This is a genomic window from Methylotetracoccus oryzae (assembly GCF_006175985.1).
GTDB lineage: Bacteria > Pseudomonadota > Gammaproteobacteria > Methylococcales > Methylococcaceae > Methylotetracoccus > Methylotetracoccus oryzae.
On record NZ_SRSH01000016.1, the window covers coordinates 70,975 to 91,799 of the forward strand.

The window sequence follows — 20,825 nt, forward strand, 5'->3', positions numbered from 1 at the left end:
TGGGCCGCGGGGGCGGCTGGGCCCGGCATTCCGCGGCCGGTTTGCGGTCCCATGCGCCTGCGCCTTCGCTGACAGATTATCGATGGGCCCATCCTGCCGCGCGTCCCCTCCAGAATCCTTCCGGGTAGCCGCGGACGCCGTCGTGGCGCGGTATCGTCCGGTCGGGCGGTTCGCTCAGGGTTTCGTGCGCGGCAAGCTCCGCCACGATCCGGTCTACCGGTACCTGTTCGAAGCCGGCTTGCCGCCGGCCGACGGGGCGGTGGTGGATCTCGGTTGCGGTCGGGGTATTGCGCTGGCGGTGCTCGCCAGCGCCTCGGCCCCGGGACTTTCGGGCGAAGCCCAAGCGACGGGGCCGCAGCGGTTCGGAATCGAGCGCCGGGAGGCGCACGCCGCAGCCGCGCGCGCGGCGATGGATGGTGAAGCCGAGATCGTAACGGGGGATGTGCTTGCGACAGACTTTCCCTGCGCGCGACTGATCCTGCTGATCGACGTGCTGCTGTACCTGAACGCCGCGCAGCAGGATCAGCTGCTGGAGCGCGCGGCAGCGCGTTTGAGTCCCGGGGGGCGCCTGGTGATGCGCGAAGCCGATGCCGCCGCCGGGTGGCGGTTTGCCACGACGGTCGCCGCGGAGCGTGCCAGCGCCTGGCGCCGTTGCGAATGGCGGCAACGTTACCAATATCGCAGCCGCACCGAATGGGTGAACCGCTTGGGGGAACTCGGCCTCGCGGTGCGGACTATCCCCATGAGTCGAGGTACCCCCTTCGCGAACCTGCTGTATTGTGCCGAAACATCGAGCGGCAGCCATGGCGCGCCGGTGAGGAACTGAACGGCGGTCGTATCGGGGCTGGCTACCGTACCTTTAGCGCTCTACCCGCTGACGCCGCGGAACCGTGTGTGTCTGCGCCACAGCGTCCCCAGACCGAGCGACGTCAGGACCGTTGCGAATGGCCGCCGCGGCGCCGCTAAGCTCTCTTGCACGGTCGCGGGACGCAGTCCGTTTGCCCATGCGCAGGGTCGGGTCTCGCTCGGCAATTCGTGAAACAGCGCCTGGTAATCGCTCGCGAACTGGGACAGATGCCAGAAGCCGACGCTCAGGGCCACCGAGGTTACGCTCGTGGTGCGTGGGTCGCCTTCGCGCAGGCGCTCCCGCGCCCGATTGAGGCGGACGATCTTCAGGAAGGCCATCGGCGTCAGCGCGTGCTTTTCCTGAAAGGCGTACTGCAGGGCGCGTGCCTTCAGCCCGGACAGCTCACACAGGTCCGGCAAGGTCAGCGGCTCCGAGTAGTGGTCGCGGATATGCGCCTCGACCCGAGCGACCGCCTGGCGTCGTCGCGAAATGCCCGCCGATTCCTCGATGCGTTGCTGATGGGCCCGTCCGAACAACTCGAAGATCGCACAGACCAGACCCATCTCGGCCACGCGACGTATGGCAGGGCGCTGAAAACACGCCGGATAGATTGCCGCGGCCTCCAACACCCAATGCCAGCGGCGACGGAGGCGCAGCAGATCGGTATCCGAGAATTGGAAGGCTACGAGTCGGCTCTCATGCTTGGGAACCGGAATCCCGAGAGTGTCGGCGACCTGATTCCAGTAAGTTTCCTCGACGAACAGAGACAGGACCTCAACTTCCGCCTGCGATGCCAACCCGAGTTCCTCACTGGCCGACCACATGACCAAATGCTCTTGTAGGCACTGATGCGAGAGCTGCGAATGCCCTTTGCGCACCGGTGCCCGGCTACGAAAGCACTGGAACGCGAGCGAATCCGGGAGCACGCTACCGCTAAAGTGAACCGGTGTATTCAACCAATCGGACACGACTAACACGTGATCAAGCAATACGCCATGCATCCGCTGCCCGAAGCGGCCACGCCCGGACTGGGTATAGCGCGCCTGAAACGGCCGGATCAGGTGTTCGGTATCGGACGGTGTCGCCGAGACGAAGGTCCAGGTCCGCCCGGGATCGAGGCCGCATGGCGATAAGGTTTGCGCGCTCAAATTCGGCCCGCTGATGAGGTTCGGGGACCCGGCAGTCGGCGCGACCAGAAGGCCCGGAACACCGGAATCAGTCTAGCCAGTCGCGCGATCGACCTTGCGGTAAAGCGGGGGATTTGCCCCACGGCACCCAATCGGATGGGGGAAAACACCCGCGCCGACCGTGGGTTTAGAAACTCCGAACGCGATAGTGGAACCATTGCCCGTGCAGCAGAGAACGATATTGGGATCCCAAAGCCCCGAGGAAAAGCGTCACTTACGGTACCGCGGGACAGGCTTGAAGGGCACCCGGCAGTAGGTGGCCTGACCAAGAGCCAGTTTAGGTAAGCAATACGGGAGCCAACCAGCATGTATTCGAAACCACGGTTCTCCAAACAGGATGCCGCATTCACGATAGGCCATGCGCAATTTTGTTAGACTCCGGGTCCGGCATTTTCGTAGCCTCTATATGGGATATCGGAGCACAGCGGATACAGGTGCTGCCCCAGGTTGTCTGCCCATGCCTTCCGAGCGGCAGACCGGTAGAAAACCCGTTCACATCGCGCAGGTCGGCAGTCGGGATTTCTGGAACAACACGCGCCCCAGGCCGGCACCACCGTCGAACCACAACCTCCAAGTACTTTACCGCATGGATATGACCGTCTGGCTACGCGCGAGCGCGTTGATGCTGCTCGGATTTCACGGCGTGTCGATCGCTGCGCCGGGTCCGATTCCGCAGAATGCCGCGCATCGCGTCGACCGGACCGTGCTGCCGATTCCCGAGCCGAAATACGCCCCGATCAAGACGCTGGACGCGCGCAATGCCAAGCCGCCTCCGCGGTTCGAGGTCAAGGCCCCCGAGGGCGCGCCGAATGTCGTCATCGTGCTGCTGGACGACATGGGTTTCGCGGTGCCCGGAACCTTCGGTGGGCCGGTGCCGATGCCGACGCTGGACCGGCTGGCCCAGGGCGGCCTGCGCTACAACAACTTCCATACCACCGCGCTGTGTTCGCCGACCCGACAGGCGCTAAAGACGGGCCGTAACCACCACACCGGCAACACCGGCTCGATCATGGAAACGGCGACGGCCTTTCCGGGGGATACCGGTGTACTGCCGGGCAGTGTCGCCCCATTGGCGGAGATCCTCCGGCAGAACGGCTACAGCACGGCGGCCTTCGGCAAATGGCACGAAACGGCACCCTGGGAAATCAGCGTGTCGGGCCCGTTCGCGCGCTGGCCGACCCTGCAGGGTTTCGACAAGTTCTACGGCTTCATGGGTGGCGAGACCAACCAGTGGGCACCGTCGATCTATGACGGGGTCACGAAGGTCGAGCCGCCACGCAAGCCGGGTTATCACTTCACGGAAGACATGACCGATCAGGCGATCGCCTGGGTGCGCTACCAGCAGGCGCTGACACCCGACAAGCCGTTCTTCGTCTATTACGCACCGGGCGCCACGCATGCGCCGCACCACGTCCCCAGGGTATGGGCCGAAAAGTTCCGGGGCCGGTTCGATAAGGGTTGGGACCGCCTGCGCGAGGAGACGCTGCAACGCCAGATCGAACTTGGCATCGTGCCGCCCGGCACCCCGCTCGCTTCCAAGCCCGAGGCCATCAAGGACTGGGATGCGCTCGGAGCCGATGAAAAGCGCCTGTTCGCGCGGCAGGCCGAAGTCTACGCGGGCTTTGCCGAACATACCGACCACGAAGTCGGCCGGCTGGTCGATGCCCTGGCAGCCCTGGGCGAACTGGACAATACCCTGTTCGTCTACATTTCCGGCGATAACGGCGCCAGCGCCGAAGGCGGCATGTCCGGCCTTTTCAGCGAGGGAACCTATTTCAACGGTGTACAGGAAACGGTCCAGGATCAGCTCAAGCATCTGGACCAGTGGGGTGGACCCGAAACCTACCCGCACATGGCCGCCGGCTGGGCGGTTGCCTTCGACACGCCCTTCCGGTGGACCAAACAGGTCGCCTCCGACTTTGGTGGCACGCGCAACGGCATGGTGGTCCATTGGCCCCAGGGCATCCAGGCGAAGAACGGGCTGCGCAGCCAGTTCCATCACGTGATCGACATCGCGCCGACGGTGCTGGAAGCGGCGCACCTGCCGGAACCGAAAGTCGTCAATGGCGTCAAGCAGGCGCCGATCGAGGGGGTCAGCCTGGCCTACACCTTCGACAATCCGACGGCCCGGGATCGGCATCTGACGCAATATTTCGAAATCTTCGGCAATCGCGCCATCTACCACGACGGGTGGTTCGCCGGCACGGTGCACCGGGCCCCCTGGGAAGCGACGAACCGGCACCCGCTCGACCAGGATGTCTGGGAACTGTACGACGCCCGGCATGACTTCAGTCTGGCGCGCGATCTGGCGAAGGACAATCCGAAGAAGCTCGCCGAGATGCAGCAGCGCTTCCTCGCGGAAGCGGTCAAGTTCAACGTGCTGCCGCTGGACGACCGGTTTCTGGAGCGCCTCACGGCCAGCGCGGTGGGCCGGCCCGACGTGATGGCGGGGCGGACCCGGCTGACACTGGGCGAAGGCATGACCGGCATGATGGAAAACGTGTTCATCGACGTGAAGAACCGTTCGCTGAGCATCACCGCCGACGTACAGATTCCGGACGGCGGGGCACAGGGGGTCATCCTGGCGCAGGGCGGCCGCTTCGGTGGCTGGAGCCTGTACCTGAAGGACGGCAAGCCGGCGTACACCTACAACTATCTGGGTCTGGAGCAGTTCACGGTGATGGCGCCGGATGCGCTGCCTGCCGGCAAAGCCACGCTGCTGCTCGATTTTCAGTACGACGGCGGGGGTGTCGGCAAGGGCGGTACCGGCGTGCTGTCGGCGAATGGTCGCAAGCTGGCAGAAGGCCGCATCGAACATACGCAGCCGCGTATCTTCTCGGCCGATGAAACCGCCGATGTCGGCATGGATGACGCGACGCCCGTGGTCAATGGTATCGGCGAAGGCAGCGCGACGCGCTTCACCGGCAAGATCGACCAGGTCACCGTGGAGGTCCGATGACGGCTCTTCATCAGAGGAACGAAGTGGCGCAACAAGAGAATCGAGCAACACCGCGGCTTTGCTGCGCGTCCATGGTTTGCGCGCTGACGCTCGTCGCCGCGACCGGCCACTGCGCCGCGGACGAGCCTGTAGCCACGGCCAACGCCGGCGAAACCAGCCCCTGGTCGTTCAACCTGACTGCCTACGCGTGGTTGCCCGGCGTCACCGGCAACTACAGCGCCGGGCCCTTGAGCAAATCGGTGGACGTCAATTTCATCGACATCGCGGGAAAGCTCAGCTCCGTGCCCCTGGCTTTCATGGGGCGGTTCGAAGCGCACTACGAGCGGTTCGGTTTTTATCTGGACGGCAATTACATGGATCTCGATTTCAAGGACAAGTCGGGGCCGCGGGGATTGGCTAGCGTCGGTCTGTCCACCCAATTGGGTCTGATGGACTACGGTGTCATGTACCGGCTGTTCGGGCCATCGCCGGCCGATCACTCGAACTGGCAGGGCATGGCTCATTCCAACCGCCTCGATGTCTATCTCGCCGGTCGCACGTTGTGGCTGACGAACACACTTGACCCGAAGCGTCTCGGCGAGCGAACCAGTAGCGCAACGGTAACGGCACCGCTTATCGGCGGCCGTTTCGCGATCGACCTGTCTCCGGACTGGTTTGTGATGGCGGATGGCAATCTGGGTGGTTTCGGCGCTGAAAACGTCAGTTTCACGGGGACCCTGCAGGGCCTCGTCGGTTACCGCTTCCAGGTCGGCGATGTACCCAGTTCGGTGGAACTCGGTTATCGCGCGCTGCGCATCTCGACCGAGCCCAATCCGCGCATGGAAACCAACACGACACTGAGTGGCCCGTTCGCCGGGTTCACGGCCCACTGGTGACCCGGCGACACGCGTGCTCCGTCGGAGGATTCGCCCGGATCCACCGGACACACCGCGATTCATGCTTGCGATTCTGGGGAAGTATTCGATGCCACACGACAATAGGTCTGAATTCCAACCGCTGATGCACGCGAGAGCGCGCGTTCCCGGCGTGATGCTGTTCGCACTGTTGATCAGTGCCTGCGTGACCGATGCGCAGTTTCTTGCGCAGAACACTTCGGCGGCGACCCAGACCACGGAGAGTCGGGCCAAGTTCGAACTCGACTGCCCGCAAGTCCAGACGACGAGCCTGTCGCAGAAGGTCGTTCAGTCCATTCAGCAGGGCTATGGTTGGCGCGGGGGTGGAATGCACGCTGGTCCCTGGACCGAATACACGATCGGAGTGCGCGGGTGTGGACGGCAGGCGGTGTACATGGCGCTGTGTCGCGACCCGGCGAACTGCAATGCCTTCGCGCAAGGCGCGGAGGTTCAGCCGGTTCTCCCGGCCACCTCGCAGTGAGCGCGGGTTCCGATTTTCCCTTGCCTGATTTCGATAAGGAGGACCTCCCATGTGCCCAAAGATCCGGTCCTGCCGTTGTGCAGTCGCGCTGCTGATGGCAACGATCTCATTCACTTCAGCCGCTCTGGCCCAGCAACCTTTCGTCTATCCCGCCAAGGGTCAGAGCCCGGAGAAGATGGCGAGTGACAAGGCGGAATGCCAAGGTTGGGCGACGCAACAAACCGGGTTCGACCCGATGAAGGAGGCGACGACGTCGCAGTCCACGCCTTCCGACAAATCGCAGCGGGGCGGATTGCTGCGCGGCGGTGCCCGCGGGGCGGCCGCAGGAGCGGCGATCGGCGCGATTGCCGGCAATGCCGGGGAGGGGGCTGCGATCGGCGCCGCGTCGGGTGGGCTCATGGCCGGAGCGAAGCGGCGGCACCAGCAGCAGGCCGAGCAGCAAGCTCAGGCCCAGCAGGCGCAGGTGCACTCGGAACAGGTCGGCAACTTCCAGCGCGCCTACGGTGCCTGCCTGAAGGGACGCGGGTACAGCGTGGAATAATCCGGCCGCCGACTTTTGGCTTCGGGTAACATCGGAATTCGAGCGCGACCCATCATCCCCCGTGATCCGTCGAGGTTCTGTGCAGCGCCGGTGCGGCGCCTCGCGCCGTCCCTGTGGGCATTGCTGATATGGCCAGGCTGGGCCGCGTGCTTGCCCTTTCAGGACTTTCAGATATGGACGGCGATTACGGCGAAGGGCACGCTCGGCCTGGTGGACCCCGCGACCAACCCCATCCGCTTCTGGCTGGAGGGCCAGGGACGCTACGGGAACGATTCGACCACGCTGTCACAAGGCATCCTGCGGGCTGGTGTAGGCTATGCGCTCAATGACCACAGCAGCCTCTGGCTTGGCTATGCCTACGTCCCGACGATGCAGCCCTTCACAAACCAAAGCCGCAACGAACAGCGCTCGTGGCAGCAGTATCTCTGGAGTACGCGTAGCGAAAGCGGCCAATGGAATCTCAGGACCCGCCTCGAACAGCGCTACCGGCCCGATGACGACTCGAAGGTCGGCTGGCGATTCCGCCAGCAGGTCAAGTTCTCGCAACCGATCCCGGCCTGGGCGGGATGGAACTGGGTGCTCTCGGACGAATTGTTCATCAACGTGAACCGCACGAGCTACACGAATGAAGGTTTCAATCAGAACCGAATCTTCGTCGGCCTGGCTTATCGTTTGAGCGAATCGATGCACACCGAAATCGGCTACCTGAACCAGTTCAGTAACCGCGACGGGGCGCCGAACCAGTTGCATCACATCCTGTCGCTGGCGCTCTATCTCGATGACTGAGCGACCGACACGCCCCTCTGCCCTTTCCCCAAGCTTTCCGGGCCTGCTGCCGTGACACACGACCCCGAACCGATCGTCTTTCCCCTCGGGGCTTCCGGCCCGTTTCACCGACTGCAAGTGGCTCTCCGGCTGCTCGACCATGAGCGCCCGGCGATAGGGCGTCGCGTCGTGGCCTGCATCGCGATCACCTGGGTGCCGCTGGTCCTTCTGTCCTGGTGGCAGGGTCTCGCTCCCTCTGCGGATGCGGCTACGGCCTCGGTCATGACCCACATCGCGACCTACGCGCGTTTCCTGGTCACGCTGCCACTGCTGATCGTGGCGGAGAACTCGGTGCGTCCCCACTTGGAGCAAGCCTTGAGCCATGCCGTAACCTCGGGGCTCGTACCGAAAGCCACGTACGGGCGTTTCGTCGACATCATGATGCGCGCGTTGCAGGCCCGTGAGTCGACCGCAGCCGAAGTGGTGGTCCTGGCGCTCGCGTTGGCGACCTCCCAGATCTCCGTGACCGTCGCGACCCATGGCCATCATGCGAGCTGGATCCATGTCGGACCGGAGCTGACCTGGGCCGGTCGCTGGTACGCCTGGGTCAGCCTGCCGCTCCTGCAGTTCATGATTTATCGCTGGTTCTATCGCTTGTCATTGTGGTGGCGCGTGATGTTCGGGCTGTCGCGGCTTGATCTGAACATCCTGCCCGGCCACCCCGATGAACGCGGCGGCCTGGCATTCCTCGGTGATTCGGTCCAGGCCTTTGCGCTGCTGGCCCTGGCGTTTGCCGGTGCCGCCGCCGGTTCGGTCGCCGATTTCGTGCTCAACGAGGGCGCACCGCTCGGTGAACTGAAGGGCTTCATCGCGGGGGCCGCGGTGGGGATCCTCGGCCTGTTTCTGGGACCGCTGTTCGCCTTTTTCCGTCCCGCGTACCGTGCCAAGGACGAGGCGCTGATCCGCTACGAAGCCCTGGCCCAGAGGCACTGGCAAACGTTCTCCGACCGATGGCTGGGCACGGCCCCAGGGGAGTCTGCCTCCGGGCACGGCGGCGAGACTGAGTTTTCGCCACTTGCCGATCTCGCCGCCCTCGTCAAGGGTGCACGGGAGATGAAGACCTTGCCCATCACGAAGGAAGGCGTGTTACCGCTGGTGATAGCCATCGTGCTGCCATTCCTGCCGCTCCTCGCCACGGTGTTCCCGCTCGACGAACTCCTGGCCGGGATCGTCCACGTTTTTCTGGGCAAGGCGGAATGAAGCTGGAGTCGATGGATACGCCCGCGGCATCGCGAACGGATCGTCCGCTGCCGCTCCCTCGGCTGCGGCGCAATTGCTTCAGTGCGTTAGCAACCCGATCTTTTTTTTGAGCCACAAGGACAGATGAAATGATGGCATTTCGAAGATTCACGATGGGGATAGCGTTGGCATCCCTACTCACGAACGTTGTCACTTCGGCTTCGGCCCAGACTTACAGGATGACGACGCCGATCGCGCCGGGCGTGGCCACACCCAACCAGCTCGATACCTCGCTCGGCACTCTGAACCTGTCCGACGGCTTCCCGGCGCCGGACACCATCGAGAAGATCTACGACAACCTGGACCGCTCGCGCGCCTTGCAGGCCTATCTGCTGGCCATCCCCATCGTCAATCAGGCCGGCATGCGCGATTCGCTGCGCAAGTTCGGACCCGACAACCAGACCGACGTCATCTGGGAGAACCTGGTCGATCCGAAGACCGTCGAGTTGACAGCGAACGACAACACCGTCTACAGCTTCATCTGGCTCGATACCAAGAAAGGCCCGTTGGTGGTCGAAGTGCCCCCCAAGGTGCTCGGTACGCTCAATGACTTCTGGTATCGCTGGGTGGCCGACATCGGCATCACGGGTGCCGACAAGGGGAAGGGCGGCAAGTATCTGATCCTTCCGCCGGGGTATCAGGGCGCAATCCCTCAAGGCTATGTCGTCGTCAGGCCGAAAACCTATGGCAACTGGATGCCGTTTCGATCCTTTCTCGTTGACGGTTCCACCAAACCCGGGGTGGAGTCGGTCAAGAAGCACCTGAAGGTCTACCGGCTCGCCGATGCGGCGAACCCGCCGCCGATGAAATTCGCCAACGCCTCGGGCGTGCCGGCGAACTTCGTCGCCCCGGGTGACTATTCGTTCTGGGCCTTGCTAAACCAGGTGATTCAGGAAGAGCCGCCGGAAGGCTCGGACCCCACGACATTGGGTCTGTTCGCTTCCATCGGCATCGTCAAGGGCAAGCCCTTCAATCCCGACGAGCGCATGAAGAAGATCCTGGCCGATGCCGCCAACATCGGTGCGGTGACGGCGAGAACCCTCGCCCTCAAGATTCGCGAGCCGGAAGCCTTCTTCTTCGCCAACAGTTCCTGGCGGCTGCCGTTCTTCGGCGGCTACCAGTTCGAAGCCGCCCCCGGCGTCGCTAACCTGGATGGAGCCATCTTTTATTACTATTTTGCCACCGGCGTCACGCCGGCCATGGAAGAGAAAATGATCGGTCAGGGCTCACAGTACCCGTGGGCCTCCCTCGACTCGAAGGGCAACCCCTTCGACGGTAGCAAAACCTACAAGCTGCGCCTGCCGCCCAATATCCCCGTGAAAGATTTCTGGTCGGTGATCGTGTATGACACCCAGACGCGCTCGATGCTGCAGACGGACCAGCAGGCGCCCAGCGTCAGCAGCCAGGACAAGGGCTTCAAAACCAATGCCGACGGGTCGGTGGACGTATGGTTTGGCCCCAAGGCCCCTGTCGGCATGGAGAAGAACTGGGTGCAGACGATTCCGGGCAAGGGCTGGTTCATGATCCTGCGGCTCTATGGTCCCTTGGAGCCCTGGTTCAACAAGACCTGGCGGCCGGGAGAGATCGAGCTTCAGCCGTGATCGAATGGCGTTGCTTGTTTGACCGCACCGACGGTAATCCGTCGTCCGGTGACTTTTCGCCCGACATTCCCCTCTGTTCCCTGTTTGGTTGCCGATTGTCATGACGCGAGATGAAACAGTGATTTGGGTTTCAGCCGGTAGTGTTGGAGTGTGAGAGTGGTGCGCGGCAGGGGCTGGCTTCAGAACAATTTCCGCACCGACTTGCCTGCAAGGGGCGAGGCTGAGTTAAATCTCATCGTTTCAAACAAGCTTGCTCAATGACAATCGACGACAAACATCTGGCCAAACAAGCCACAGAGAACGGCGCTGAACCAGTCGGCGCCAATCAGTCTGACGCTCTTACAGCGCATCAGTCTGATTTGGTAGGACAAATCGCTGAATTAGAGAAAGCATTCGACCATGTTTCCGCCAAACTCCACGAGGAAGCCCGGGTATTAACTGCTGAGGCCATGGATTTGGTTAAGCATCCTGGCCGCATCTCGGGGTTGGCGGGGAGCCTGGTGGAAGGCACGGCGGCAGAAAGTCTCGGGGAGATAGTAGGCGCCGGCCTGGGGACCGTGCTGGGGCCCGAGGGGACGGTAATCGGTGCCGAAGTGGGCGGCATGGTCGGCGAAGTGTTCGGAGTTCGTCAGGGTGCCAAGATTGCCGAGAAGATGTTCCACCAAACAGGGAAAACGCATCCTTTAAAAGAAGACTTGCTCGAAGAAGGCAGCTCAAAAGTGGGCGGTCGCACTGGGAGGCTAATTGGGGGAATCATCGGCGATGCACTATTCGACGACGCCGGGGGTGAAGTCGGGGAGGCGGTGGGCGACAAGATTGGTGGTTTAGCGGGGGAACTCGCCTACGAACATGCCGCGAAAGCTCAGAAGCCAAAATAACGGTGAACCGTCCGAAAAACGCCTTCGCGTTTAGCCCACGTTGTCGGAAAGTCGCCGCCGACGTTGCACAGAGAAGTGGCTTCGGAAAATCGGACGGTGGCTTGGATTGGGCTCTGGATCACAACCCACTGAGGGGTAAGGCAGGACCGCAGAAACAAACAAACGAGCGAGATGAAATCATTCTGCGAGCCACAAGGCCACAGTGGCTCTCGCAGTGCTTACGGGGACACTCCACAGGGAAGACAGAAGGGAAAACGGGGCAAGAGGTGGCAGGAATGCTTCATCGGGTCGCTGCGCACCTGCCGGTGTTCTGTCGGAAGATAGCTTGCCAGCCACTTTAGTTCAGAGGTTCCACAGGAAGTTCCCGGCCCCGCTTAGTTCTCGCGACGACTCTCGTCTGGAAACGTCATAGACCTGATAACCTCTGCCTTTGACGCTAATTTTGTTGATAAGGAGTTGACTAAAGCTTCCACCTCCGATGCAGCCCTCCAGAGTGAGTCAGATGTATCTGCCTGAGTATAAAGGGCTGACAAGTTACCGATTATACCAAGCATATTGGCGCACAAGAGTGGGTAGCTGTAATCGAGCTTTGCAGTGCTGCGTGAAAGGTGAGAATCCGGTTTGTAAAGGTCTGGTGTATAATACATCTGTGTTATGTCGATCGTGTGTATGAACTGCCTCAATTCCCGAATTGATTTGAGGGCTTTTTGACGTTTTGAGTCCGCCTCAAACGAGTATAAAAACCACAGCGCGCCAGCCAGGAGCACAGTAAGGTTAAAGCCAGCGTCAAGAGCCTCAAAGAGATCCGTAACTGTCTCAAACTTCCAGCTGGTATTGACATGGCTTAGCGCCCATATGGGGAAGAAAATCGCTGCAAGTATAGCAAGGAATGACAATACCCTTATTTTATATACCGGCCTTGTGAAGGATGTTATTTTTTCATCGGCTTGGCGCGCGAGAGTCTCCAGTTCTTGGGACAGCCTTGCGAGAGTACTTCCTGGAAACTTGGCAACAATATCTTTTCTTAGGTTTTCTGCCGTATGAATGACGGTTGAAGAATCCAGACGGTAAATCTCATTATCTGACTCGTTACCATTAGATCTAATCTGCATGTCAATGACTCTCCTTAAAAATCAGATGCACCAATAACCCAACAACTGAAGATAGTCGCTCGACTAGGCGACAGGGCAATCCCACCAAACAGTAGTTTGAATATGAAGTAATTTCTGCCTATTAAGCATCGTCACTTGCGGCTAGCTCACAGCGTACTGGATACCGAGCGTCACGGAGGCCAACTCTGTCTGATTGTTCTCGGCCGGAATGGGCGTCTGGTCGGCAATAGCATCGACGGTCAGCAGGCAGCTGTTGAACAACAACCGGGCGGGTCACTCCAGACTGGCCTCGATTTCATGCAACTGGTTCGCCGTCTTAACCTGCCTCAAATTTAACGCCGAGAAAGCCGGGTTGATAACCGGCATAGCCACGCCGTTCCGAATCTGCGTCGGGAGGGCGCTTCAACGGATGTACCTGATGACCAGTGCATGGGATTCCCTGTATTCCAGGGGCGCCTGATTTGAGCGTCGGTTTTCATTGTAAATGGTCAACTCCCCGCCCGGGGCCTCGGGACTGTAAGAGGCTCCGCTGCTTTCGTCAGCGCACTCGCTGGGGGTCAAGGCTCCGGATGCGCAATCTTCCGTTTCGATCGTGGTTTTACTATCCTGCAGAACGATGATCGCACCATCACCAAGGTGCTTCCGGGTGATCGTGGCGATATCGTCGTAAAAATCGCGCTGGTCGTAACCGACATTTCGACGAACGTCACGGATAATGCCCAAGACCTTGAATCTTCGCCCAGGTACGCCAGAGTCCCAGATGTCGATCCCCGCTACTTGAACCGGTAGTGACTCTACAGGCTCCTGGGCGATAGCCTTGAGGTCCTGAGGATTCACGGAAGTGGAATATCGGTCCGTTGCGCAGGCCGAAAGGAGCGCCGCGATTCCGGCGATCAGTGCTCGCTTCATGGCGTTGTCCTCTGAAAAATGCGATTGTGCCTGATACGGTTGCCGTGTCGACTAGTGGGCCAGAGACAGTTCGTCGATCTCTTTGAAATGGGCCACTACCGGCTCTCCTGCTGATAGGTCCGCTAGATTCACTCTGGGATTCGATACTTTGATCGCAAAGTGCCGGCCGTCATACGTGCCGAGTTGCACGACTCGCGCGTCGGCGTCCACCGAAACCACCTTCGCGGGGACATCGATGGTCTTCGCCCAGTGGCTGCCGTGGTGACCGGTTGGCGAGCGACTGTGGTAAGAACTGGTGAGCTCACGCTCCGACATGCTGCCCGGCGGATAGCGGTTGACGATGTGACCGGTCTCGGGATGGAAGAAATGATCCCGGGTGATGCTTACCGGCTCGCGTAACGTGAACGAAACCTGGCTTCCGGGCGTCAGCGCGCCCAAATCGCCGGCGCCCTTGCCGACGTCGACCTTGACCAGTACTTTTCCGTCGTCCAGCAGCAGCGTCGCCTGCCGGCTTACGCGGTTCATCGCCTGCAATGTTCCCTGAAAGGAAGCATTGCGGACGGCGCCGGCAACGCCGGTCCCGGTATCCGCCGCCCCTGCGGTCGACGGACGGTTCTGGGGTGCATTCAGCGAAACCGCACCTTGCGTTGGCGCTGTTCCGCTACAGGAGGCTAGAAGTAGACTGGCCGCGACAGCGCTGGACAAGATTCGACTTGCATTATTCACGTTTGGTCATCCCTTTTTTTGGCGCTGAACGAGAGCATCTCAGAATTGATACTGGATCTGGACACGATTGTAATAAAAGTGGGCGTCCTCTCGGTTCCCGGTCATCACGCCGAAGCGATTTCTGATTGAGAGGCCGTCCAGCGTGGAGGACTTCGAAAAGCTGTAAGCCACGTCGAAGTTGATTTCACTTGGCTGCGACGTGTATGCGCTGGTCCGAATGATGTAGTATCGCGCGTATGACAGAATCGCCTTGATCTGACTATCCAGAAAAAAGGACGTCGCGGCGACCTTGAACGCGCTCCCGGCGGATTGCTTTTCGATCATGCCGCCGATCATTTGTGTTGTATATAAAGGATCGGTCGCATAGCCGGTGCTGTAGGGCGATAACAGATCACCGTTGGCAAAAGCCCCTTTTTGACTGGTGATGCCGTTATAGGCCGCCGTCAGACGCACGTAATCCGTATCGACCCCCACCAAAACGCCCACGGCCTGCGTGTCGCCCGCCGAGCCCATGCCGGAAGTAGCGATGGTATTCTCGCCGTCGCCGTTCTGATTGGCAAATTGGAAGCCGAAGATCGGATTGAATCTGGATTTTGTCTTGTGGACGTAGCTCAAATCGACCCACATGAGCCGCGAGAAATTAAAGAACTGATTCCACCAGATCTGCGCGTAGAACGGCGCGCCTTTCCTACTCCATTTCAACCCGAATGCCTGAGCGCCGGGGGTGGTCTCGCCGGCCAGTTGAGCAACCGGACTCCCGCCCGCGTGACCCGGAATGTAGAGATTCGTGGGAGTAAACGTGCTCTCCGCCCGCCCGTTGAAATCGAATACCCGCAATCCGACGACCGTCCAGTCTTCAAGCAGTTCAAGATCGGCGAAAGGACTGGCTTCACCGTAGAAGCCACGAAACGCCGAAGGCTTGATGCGGGAGTCCGACGGCATGATCCAGGGCGTGTCGATAATCTGCTCAGGACCACGCAGCGTGAAGTACTTCTGTCGCCACTGCAGGAAGGCTTCGGTCAGCATGTAGATCGTACCGGCCGGCAGCGTCTCGTCGACGCGTGCTGAGTCTTCCGGGTTCAGACCCAAACTGTTCGCAAAACCCAGTGTCACCCCTGCCTGCCAGCCGTACAGCGGTGCGGTGACGAGACCCACGGTACCACCCAAATTGAAGGCGTTCTGATCCAGGACATCGGGTTTCGTGTAGGCGCGTTCGAAGAAGTACGCGCGAATCGTGCCGTGGAATTTCGTCTGCTTGAAGTAGTCCAGAACGTCCGTGTAGGGGGTGTCGATATCGACGGAGGTGCAGGGGCGTATCCATGACACTAGCACCAACGCGACTGCGAGGCGCCGGGTCACCTCAGGCGACCCACTGTGGCCAGCCACGCTGCGCTTTGGCGTGGCACGCGCGGCGCCTGACAAAGAGCATGGTTGAGTTTCGGGAAGAGCGGACAATCGAGAGGTACAACATGGGAGACTATCGAAAACTCGGGTAAGGCTTCAAGCGCGAAGACGGAAACACGGCCGTTTGGCGATTGGCCACCACCTCACGCCCACGGCGCGAGTATTCGACCGCGACATCGTATACTACCTGTGTGCTGGAGAGCACATGGGTATGGACCCCATGGCAGTGATGCGAAAGACCCCGAAGCCGGGAAAATCCGCAACTTCCAAGAATGCGATTGAACAACAGCGGAACCCTTACCATGCGTGGCAAAGGCGGCATGATGATATTCCTGCTGCCCCTCTTAACCGTCAATGGACAAGCGGCGGAAACCACCGCAGAATCCCTGAATGCAGTACAACGCCGAGTTCCTGTTGCGCTATGGCGTGACGGACGACATCGAGTTGCGATTGTTCGGCAACGGACCGAGTTGGCTCGGTGGCCCCCATCAGACCTGGGGCTTTTCGCCGATCGCCTTCGATACCAAGATCAACTTGTGGCTGGAGAAACAGGCGTATTTCATTCCGGCCGCCGGATTCGAGGCGTACATCCAAACGCAGTGGCTTGGCAGCGCCCCGTTCGATGGCGGAACCCAGCCGTCCTTCACGTTTAACTTCGATCAGTCCTTACCCTACGAGATCGATCTGGAGTACAACTTCGGTGCCACGCGGTTTCAGGATAGTGCCGGGCGGAACGTCTGGGAATTTGGCTTCCAATGGGCCCTGCAGCGGGACTTCTTCAGCAAGGACTTCGCGCTGTTTATCCACGGTTTCTACAATGCCGCGTCGCTTCCCCGTATCCCCCAGGCAAGATTGCCCGTTAACCTGTTCGATCAGGCACGTCAGAATGCGGTCGGCGCCGGGTTCATCTGGACGGTCAACCGCCGGCTGGCGGTTTACGGACAGGTGAGCGGCGGAACCACGCGCTTTACCCCGCAGCCGATCAGCATGCTGGGACTTGCCGTTTCGTTTTGAAGATGCCCGGTCTACCAACCTGTTTGGCTAGATTCCGATGCAGCCGAGACGCTGACTAAGGTCTGCACACGCCGTTGACACACCCGGAGAGGTGCTGTCGATTGTGGCAGTAGTTGACCGCAACCCGGAGAATCAACGAATCATGACAGCAACAGACCAAGCTGAGAAAATAATAGGCCTTTAGTTTCATCAAGGACTCGCCCATGTCCCTCAACCAACACGAGGCTAGCCGATTAAGCTTGCGGATTGTTGCGGCGTACATCCTGCTTTCAAACGCGATTGCCCTCTCCGGGTGCCAAACCTACCAGGCGGTCATGGGCCCAGGGACGGCCATTACGGTAACGGAGCCCAGCCACTACACCCGCAGTGGGTTCCTAAGCGACTATTCCCGCCTGAAACCCTCGGCCGCTGTCGAGGGGATCGAGTGCTGGCGCGACATGGCCGTCGACCTCAAAGCCTTCGACAACGTTATGGTGTCCAGCATTGTCGTCTCGCTCGCCGCCAGCAAACCCACGGGCGGTAACCAGACGATCGATCCGACCGACCTGAAGGCGTTGACGGATTACTTTCACCACTCGCTGGTCACGGCACTGGCGCCGCAGATGCCAGTGGTCGACGTGGCCGGCCCGAAGGTGCTCGTCATGAAGATCGCTCTGACGGACCTCGTGCCCACTGGTGTCATGTTGAGCATGGCCGGAACCTTGACGCCCTATGGCTTCGTGGCCGAGGCGGGTTCCGGGGTTGCGACCGGTCGTCCCGTCGGATCGACGCCCTATCTCGGGGAAGCCGGCATGGAAATTCAGTTCCGCGACGGGGCCTCGGGTGCGGTGATCGGTGAATGCCGCGATACCGAGATCGGGCGAAAATTTGCGACCGACGTGAACTCGGGCGCCGTTGGTTCGGCCCAAACCTGGGCCAGCGGCTACCTGAACTCGTTCCAGCAATGGACATACGCGAAGAACGCGTTCGACAAATGGTCCAGCTTACTGGCGAAACGATTGGCCGCTCTCCGAGGCATCCAGCCGAAAGCCTAAGCGGGACGTCACACGCCATCGTAAGCCGGCGCGCGAGCCTTTGCGCAGTGTCTCGCTTGGCAGTTCGTGGAACAGCCAATGGTAGTCACATGCAAACGGCGACAAATGCCACAAGCCGATGGAATAGGTCGTTTCTCCAGTCGGCAGGACGGAACGAAGCGCCGCTCAGTAACATGATGCATCGAACGGCAACTCACTCATCATAGGAACTCCGCTGCATGGTACTTCCGCTGAATTGGAAACGACTTCTGTCCCGAACCGCACGATGTTCCAGCGTGCTCGTGGCTGTGGCACTGCTCATGTCAGGGTGCGCCACGCCGGTCGGCGTCGAGCCGGTCGACATTCCCACCGCGTACAGCATCCAGAACGAGAGCGCGCTGTCCGCCGAGCAACCCTCCGAGGCGTCCAAGACGGTGCTGCGGCGACAGGGGCTGCTGGACCGGTTCGGCCAGCAACCCGAGGCCGTGCTGGCCGAATTGCACCGCAATCTGAAGCGCGCGGATGACGAGGATCGCCTGTTCGCGCTGGCCGAACTGTCCTTCCTGCAAGGTCAGCGTACCGACGACCGCCGCTGGTTCCTCGCGTCGGCGGTGTATGCCTGGGCCCTGCTGTTTCCGGGGGATGGAGCGGGACCCCAGCTCGACCCGGCCGATCCGCGCTACCGGCAGACCTACGACCTCTACAACCAGGCCGTCGCTCACGGTTTCGCGGATGGTCGCGACGGCGACGAGGTCCACCTGAAGCCGGGCGTTTATCCGCTGCCCTTCGGCCAATTGCGCGTGAGCCTGGATCCGTCCGGGATGACCTGGGGCGGCTACAAGCTCGATCGGTTCGTCCCGACGACGACGCTGGAAGTCCGCGGATTGCGGAATCGCTATCACAGTCCCGGTCTGGGCGCACCGCTGGCCGCGAGCCTCGCCGCCGGCCAGGCAGCGTCAAACCTGCCCGGCGCGGACCGACTCGGTGCCCGCGTGAAGGTGCCCGTAACCGCCTTGCTGCGCCTCGAACATGCCCGGAGCGATCTGGCGCGCGGCCAGATTGCGGGCCGCCTCGAACTGTACGCCGCGGATCAGGTCTCGACGGTCTCCGTCGACGGACGACAGCAGCGTCTGGAATCCGACCCGACCGCGGCGCTCGCCTTCCAACTGGAGGGCAACCCGATCTACGACCTCGAAATCGCCGGTTTCCTGCGCAACGGGGCCTTCCGCGGCTCGATTCCGAAGGACCGGGCACAGGACGGTCTGTTCACGCTCCATCCCTACCGGCGCGGCAAGATCCCCATCGTACTGGTCCACGGCACGGCTTCCAGCCCGGCGCGCTGGGCGGAACTGGTCAATGAACTCGAAGGCGACCCCGAAATCCGGGAGCACTACCAGATCTGGGTATTCTTCTACGATTCCGGTAACCCCATTCCCTATTCGGCTGGCCGCCTGCGGGTCGCGCTGGCGGATACGCTCAATGAGCTCGATCCCAAGGGGACGGATGCGGCCCTGCACCGTATGGTCGTGATCGGTCACAGTCAGGGCGGGTTGTTGACCAAGTTGACGTCCATCGACAGCGGTACCCGGTTCTGGGACCGCATCAGCGACAAGCCACTCGACCAGATCAATGTCGATCCGGACACGCGGGCCTTGCTGCAGCGCTCGTTCTTCTACACCCCGCTGCCGTTCGTCGAGCGCGTGGTGTTCATGTCGACGCCCCACCACGGCGCTTTGCTCGCCACGGGCCGGATCGGTGCGGTCGCGGCCTGGCTGGTCACGCTGCCGGTGGATTTGTTCAGTCGGGCTTCGCAGGCGGCCACGCTGAGCGGGGATGAGAAACTGGTGCAGTTCCTGCGCCGCCCGCCCAACGCCATCGACAACATGAACCCGGATAATCCCGGGATTCAGATGCTCGCGGCGATTCCGGTCGACCGGCGCATCAAGGCGCATTCGATCATCGCGGTGAAGGGCGGTGGCCCCAAGGAAGAGGGCGATGACGGTGTCGTCGCGTACCGCAGCGCCCACATACCGGAGGCCGTGTCCGAACTGGTCGTCGACTCCGGGCATAGCGTGCAATCGACCCCCGAGGCAATCGAGGAAGTGCGGCGCATCCTGATGGAGCACCTGGCGGCGCCGCGTCAATGAGGCGGGGTCACGTGGCAGTGGCGGCGGGTTGGGCCCTGTGTGGCCTGGCCCTGGCCATCGCCCTTACGTGGAGCACCCTGGCCGTCTACTATCTGGCGCCGGGCTCGCAATCCGCGCGCACCGTCGCCGCCGGCATCTTTGGAGTGCTGAGCGGCGCGGTGATCAGCGCACTGGTCGTGCGCCGCACCCGCTGGTGGGCCCTGGGCGGCTTCGGCGCGCTGTTCGCGGTTGCCTTGGCGCTGTGGTTCGGTACCCAGCCGTCGAATGACCGCGACTGGCAGCCCGAAGTCGCCGTGCTACCGTACGCGACCTTCGATGGCGATTTCGTGACCGTGCACAACATCCGGAATTTCGATTACCGCAGCGAAACGGATTTCACGCCGGCCTATTACGACCGGACCTTCGACCTGCGGCGCCTGGACCGGGCCGACCTGTTGGCCTCGTACTGGATGGGGCCCGACATTGCGCATTTGTTCGTGAGCTTCGGCTTCGGCGAGGAACACCTGGCCGTCTCGATCGAGGCGCGCAAGGACCGCACGAAACCTTACGCGACCCTGCCCGGATTCTTCCGTCAGTATGAACTCGTATACATCGCCGGTGATGAGCGCGACCTGATCCGGGTCCGAACCAACTACCGCAAGGATCCGCCGGAGCAGGTCTACCTGTTCCGACTCACGGGGCCAATCGAGAACACACGCCGCGTCTTCGTGGATTACTTGCGCGATATGAATGCCTTGCGAGATCATCCGCGGTTCTATAACACGCTGACGACCAACTGCACGACGATGATCCTTGCGCACACGGCGATGAATCCGGGTCATCTTCCGTACTCATGGAAGATTCTCGCCAGCGGCCACGCTCCGGAATATGCGTACGAAAGCGGTCGTCTCGACTCAAGTATTCCGTTCGAGCAACTGATGCAGCGCGCTCATATCAATGCCGCGGCCCAGGCAGCCGACCAGTCTCCGGATTTTTCGCAGCGGATCCGGGCCGCGGCTGACGGTATGGCCACCCGCCCCTGACGATCGCCCGCCTTGTGCCAACTCGGA

20 protein-coding genes are annotated in these 20,825 nt (G+C 61.3%); 14 read left to right on the top strand and 6 right to left on the bottom strand.

Annotated elements, in window-relative coordinates; genetic code table 11:
* Window positions 1-142: 142 nt before the first annotated feature.
* A complete protein-coding gene (locus BWR02_RS15680; RefSeq protein WP_162560184.1) occupies window positions 143-826 on the top strand; it encodes a class I SAM-dependent methyltransferase in 684 nt (227 codons plus the stop codon).
* A 41-nt stretch (window positions 827-867) separates the two neighbouring features.
* Here the strand turns inward: BWR02_RS15680 and BWR02_RS15685 are convergent, their stop codons facing one another.
* Window positions 868-1,671, bottom strand: a complete 804-nt coding sequence (locus BWR02_RS15685; RefSeq protein WP_162560185.1) for a helix-turn-helix domain-containing protein — start codon at window positions 1,669-1,671, stop codon at window positions 868-870.
* A gap of 153 nt (window positions 1,672-1,824) precedes the next feature.
* On the opposite strand from BWR02_RS15685, the gene BWR02_RS20945 reads away from it, so the two are divergent.
* The 9 genes from BWR02_RS20945 to BWR02_RS15725 all read left to right on the top strand — a co-directional run bounded on the left by BWR02_RS20945 (window position 1,825) and on the right by BWR02_RS15725 (window position 11,451).
* Window positions 1,825-1,980: a hypothetical protein gene (locus BWR02_RS20945; protein WP_162560186.1), complete on the top strand. Its 156-nt coding sequence runs from the start codon at window positions 1,825-1,827 to the stop codon at window positions 1,978-1,980.
* A gap of 640 nt (window positions 1,981-2,620) precedes the next feature.
* Entirely contained in the window at window positions 2,621-4,993 is a 2,373-nt protein-coding gene (locus BWR02_RS15690) for an arylsulfatase (RefSeq protein ID WP_236102306.1), read from the top strand.
* Window positions 4,990-5,868, top strand: a complete 879-nt coding sequence (locus BWR02_RS15695; RefSeq protein ID WP_139558871.1) for a hypothetical protein — start codon at window positions 4,990-4,992, stop codon at window positions 5,866-5,868. Before BWR02_RS15690 ends, BWR02_RS15695 begins: the two co-directional genes overlap by 4 nt.
* A gap of 124 nt (window positions 5,869-5,992) precedes the next feature.
* Window positions 5,993-6,367, top strand: a complete 375-nt coding sequence (locus BWR02_RS15700; protein ID WP_162560187.1) for a hypothetical protein — start codon at window positions 5,993-5,995, stop codon at window positions 6,365-6,367.
* Between the two features lie 49 nt (window positions 6,368-6,416).
* Entirely contained in the window at window positions 6,417-6,908 is a 492-nt protein-coding gene (locus BWR02_RS15705) for a glycine zipper family protein (protein ID WP_236102308.1), read from the top strand.
* 90 nt (window positions 6,909-6,998) lie between these two features.
* Window positions 6,999-7,694 (top strand): DUF2490 domain-containing protein, encoded by a 696-nt coding sequence (locus BWR02_RS15710; RefSeq protein WP_162560188.1) that lies wholly within the window; start codon window positions 6,999-7,001, stop codon window positions 7,692-7,694.
* A 51-nt stretch (window positions 7,695-7,745) separates the two neighbouring features.
* A complete protein-coding gene (locus BWR02_RS15715) occupies window positions 7,746-8,933 on the top strand; it encodes a hypothetical protein (protein WP_139558874.1) in 1,188 nt (395 codons plus the stop codon).
* 218 nt (window positions 8,934-9,151) lie between these two features.
* Window positions 9,152-10,573 (top strand): DUF1254 domain-containing protein, encoded by a 1,422-nt coding sequence (locus BWR02_RS15720; protein WP_201276295.1) that lies wholly within the window; start codon window positions 9,152-9,154, stop codon window positions 10,571-10,573.
* A 257-nt stretch (window positions 10,574-10,830) separates the two neighbouring features.
* A complete protein-coding gene (locus BWR02_RS15725) occupies window positions 10,831-11,451 on the top strand; it encodes a hypothetical protein (RefSeq protein WP_139558876.1) in 621 nt (206 codons plus the stop codon).
* A 374-nt stretch (window positions 11,452-11,825) separates the two neighbouring features.
* Here the strand turns inward: BWR02_RS15725 and BWR02_RS15730 are convergent, their stop codons facing one another.
* The 5 genes from BWR02_RS15730 to BWR02_RS15745 all read right to left on the bottom strand — a co-directional run bounded on the left by BWR02_RS15730 (window position 11,826) and on the right by BWR02_RS15745 (window position 15,557).
* Window positions 11,826-12,563, bottom strand: a complete 738-nt coding sequence (locus BWR02_RS15730) for a hypothetical protein (RefSeq protein WP_139558877.1) — start codon at window positions 12,561-12,563, stop codon at window positions 11,826-11,828.
* 141 nt (window positions 12,564-12,704) lie between these two features.
* Window positions 12,705-12,827, bottom strand: a complete 123-nt coding sequence (locus BWR02_RS21485; protein ID WP_268921420.1) for a hypothetical protein — start codon at window positions 12,825-12,827, stop codon at window positions 12,705-12,707.
* A 138-nt stretch (window positions 12,828-12,965) separates the two neighbouring features.
* Complete coding sequence (locus tag BWR02_RS15735) at window positions 12,966-13,472, bottom strand: hypothetical protein (protein WP_139558878.1); 507 nt, start codon at window positions 13,470-13,472, stop codon at window positions 12,966-12,968.
* 51 nt (window positions 13,473-13,523) lie between these two features.
* On the bottom strand, window positions 13,524-13,997 hold the full coding sequence (locus BWR02_RS15740; RefSeq protein ID WP_139558879.1) for a hypothetical protein: 474 nt from the start codon (window positions 13,995-13,997) through the stop codon (window positions 13,524-13,526).
* A 240-nt stretch (window positions 13,998-14,237) separates the two neighbouring features.
* Window positions 14,238-15,557 carry a hypothetical protein gene (locus tag BWR02_RS15745; protein WP_139558880.1) on the bottom strand — a complete coding sequence of 440 codons (1,320 nt, stop codon included), beginning with the start codon at window positions 15,555-15,557 and terminating at the stop codon, window positions 14,238-14,240.
* A 435-nt stretch (window positions 15,558-15,992) separates the two neighbouring features.
* On the opposite strand from BWR02_RS15745, the gene BWR02_RS15750 reads away from it, so the two are divergent.
* The 4 genes from BWR02_RS15750 (at window position 15,993) to BWR02_RS15765 (ending at window position 20,798) form a co-directional block, all read left to right on the top strand.
* A complete protein-coding gene (locus BWR02_RS15750; RefSeq protein ID WP_139558881.1) occupies window positions 15,993-16,616 on the top strand; it encodes a transporter family protein in 624 nt (207 codons plus the stop codon).
* A gap of 203 nt (window positions 16,617-16,819) precedes the next feature.
* On the top strand, window positions 16,820-17,650 hold the full coding sequence (locus BWR02_RS15755; protein WP_139558882.1) for a DUF3313 domain-containing protein: 831 nt from the start codon (window positions 16,820-16,822) through the stop codon (window positions 17,648-17,650).
* A gap of 275 nt (window positions 17,651-17,925) precedes the next feature.
* Window positions 17,926-19,776 carry an esterase/lipase family protein gene (locus BWR02_RS15760; RefSeq protein ID WP_162560189.1) on the top strand — a complete coding sequence of 617 codons (1,851 nt, stop codon included), beginning with the start codon at window positions 17,926-17,928 and terminating at the stop codon, window positions 19,774-19,776.
* An 11-nt stretch (window positions 19,777-19,787) separates the two neighbouring features.
* On the top strand, window positions 19,788-20,798 hold the full coding sequence (locus tag BWR02_RS15765; RefSeq protein ID WP_236102310.1) for an Lnb N-terminal periplasmic domain-containing protein: 1,011 nt from the start codon (window positions 19,788-19,790) through the stop codon (window positions 20,796-20,798).
* Window positions 20,799-20,825 lie beyond the last annotated feature (27 nt).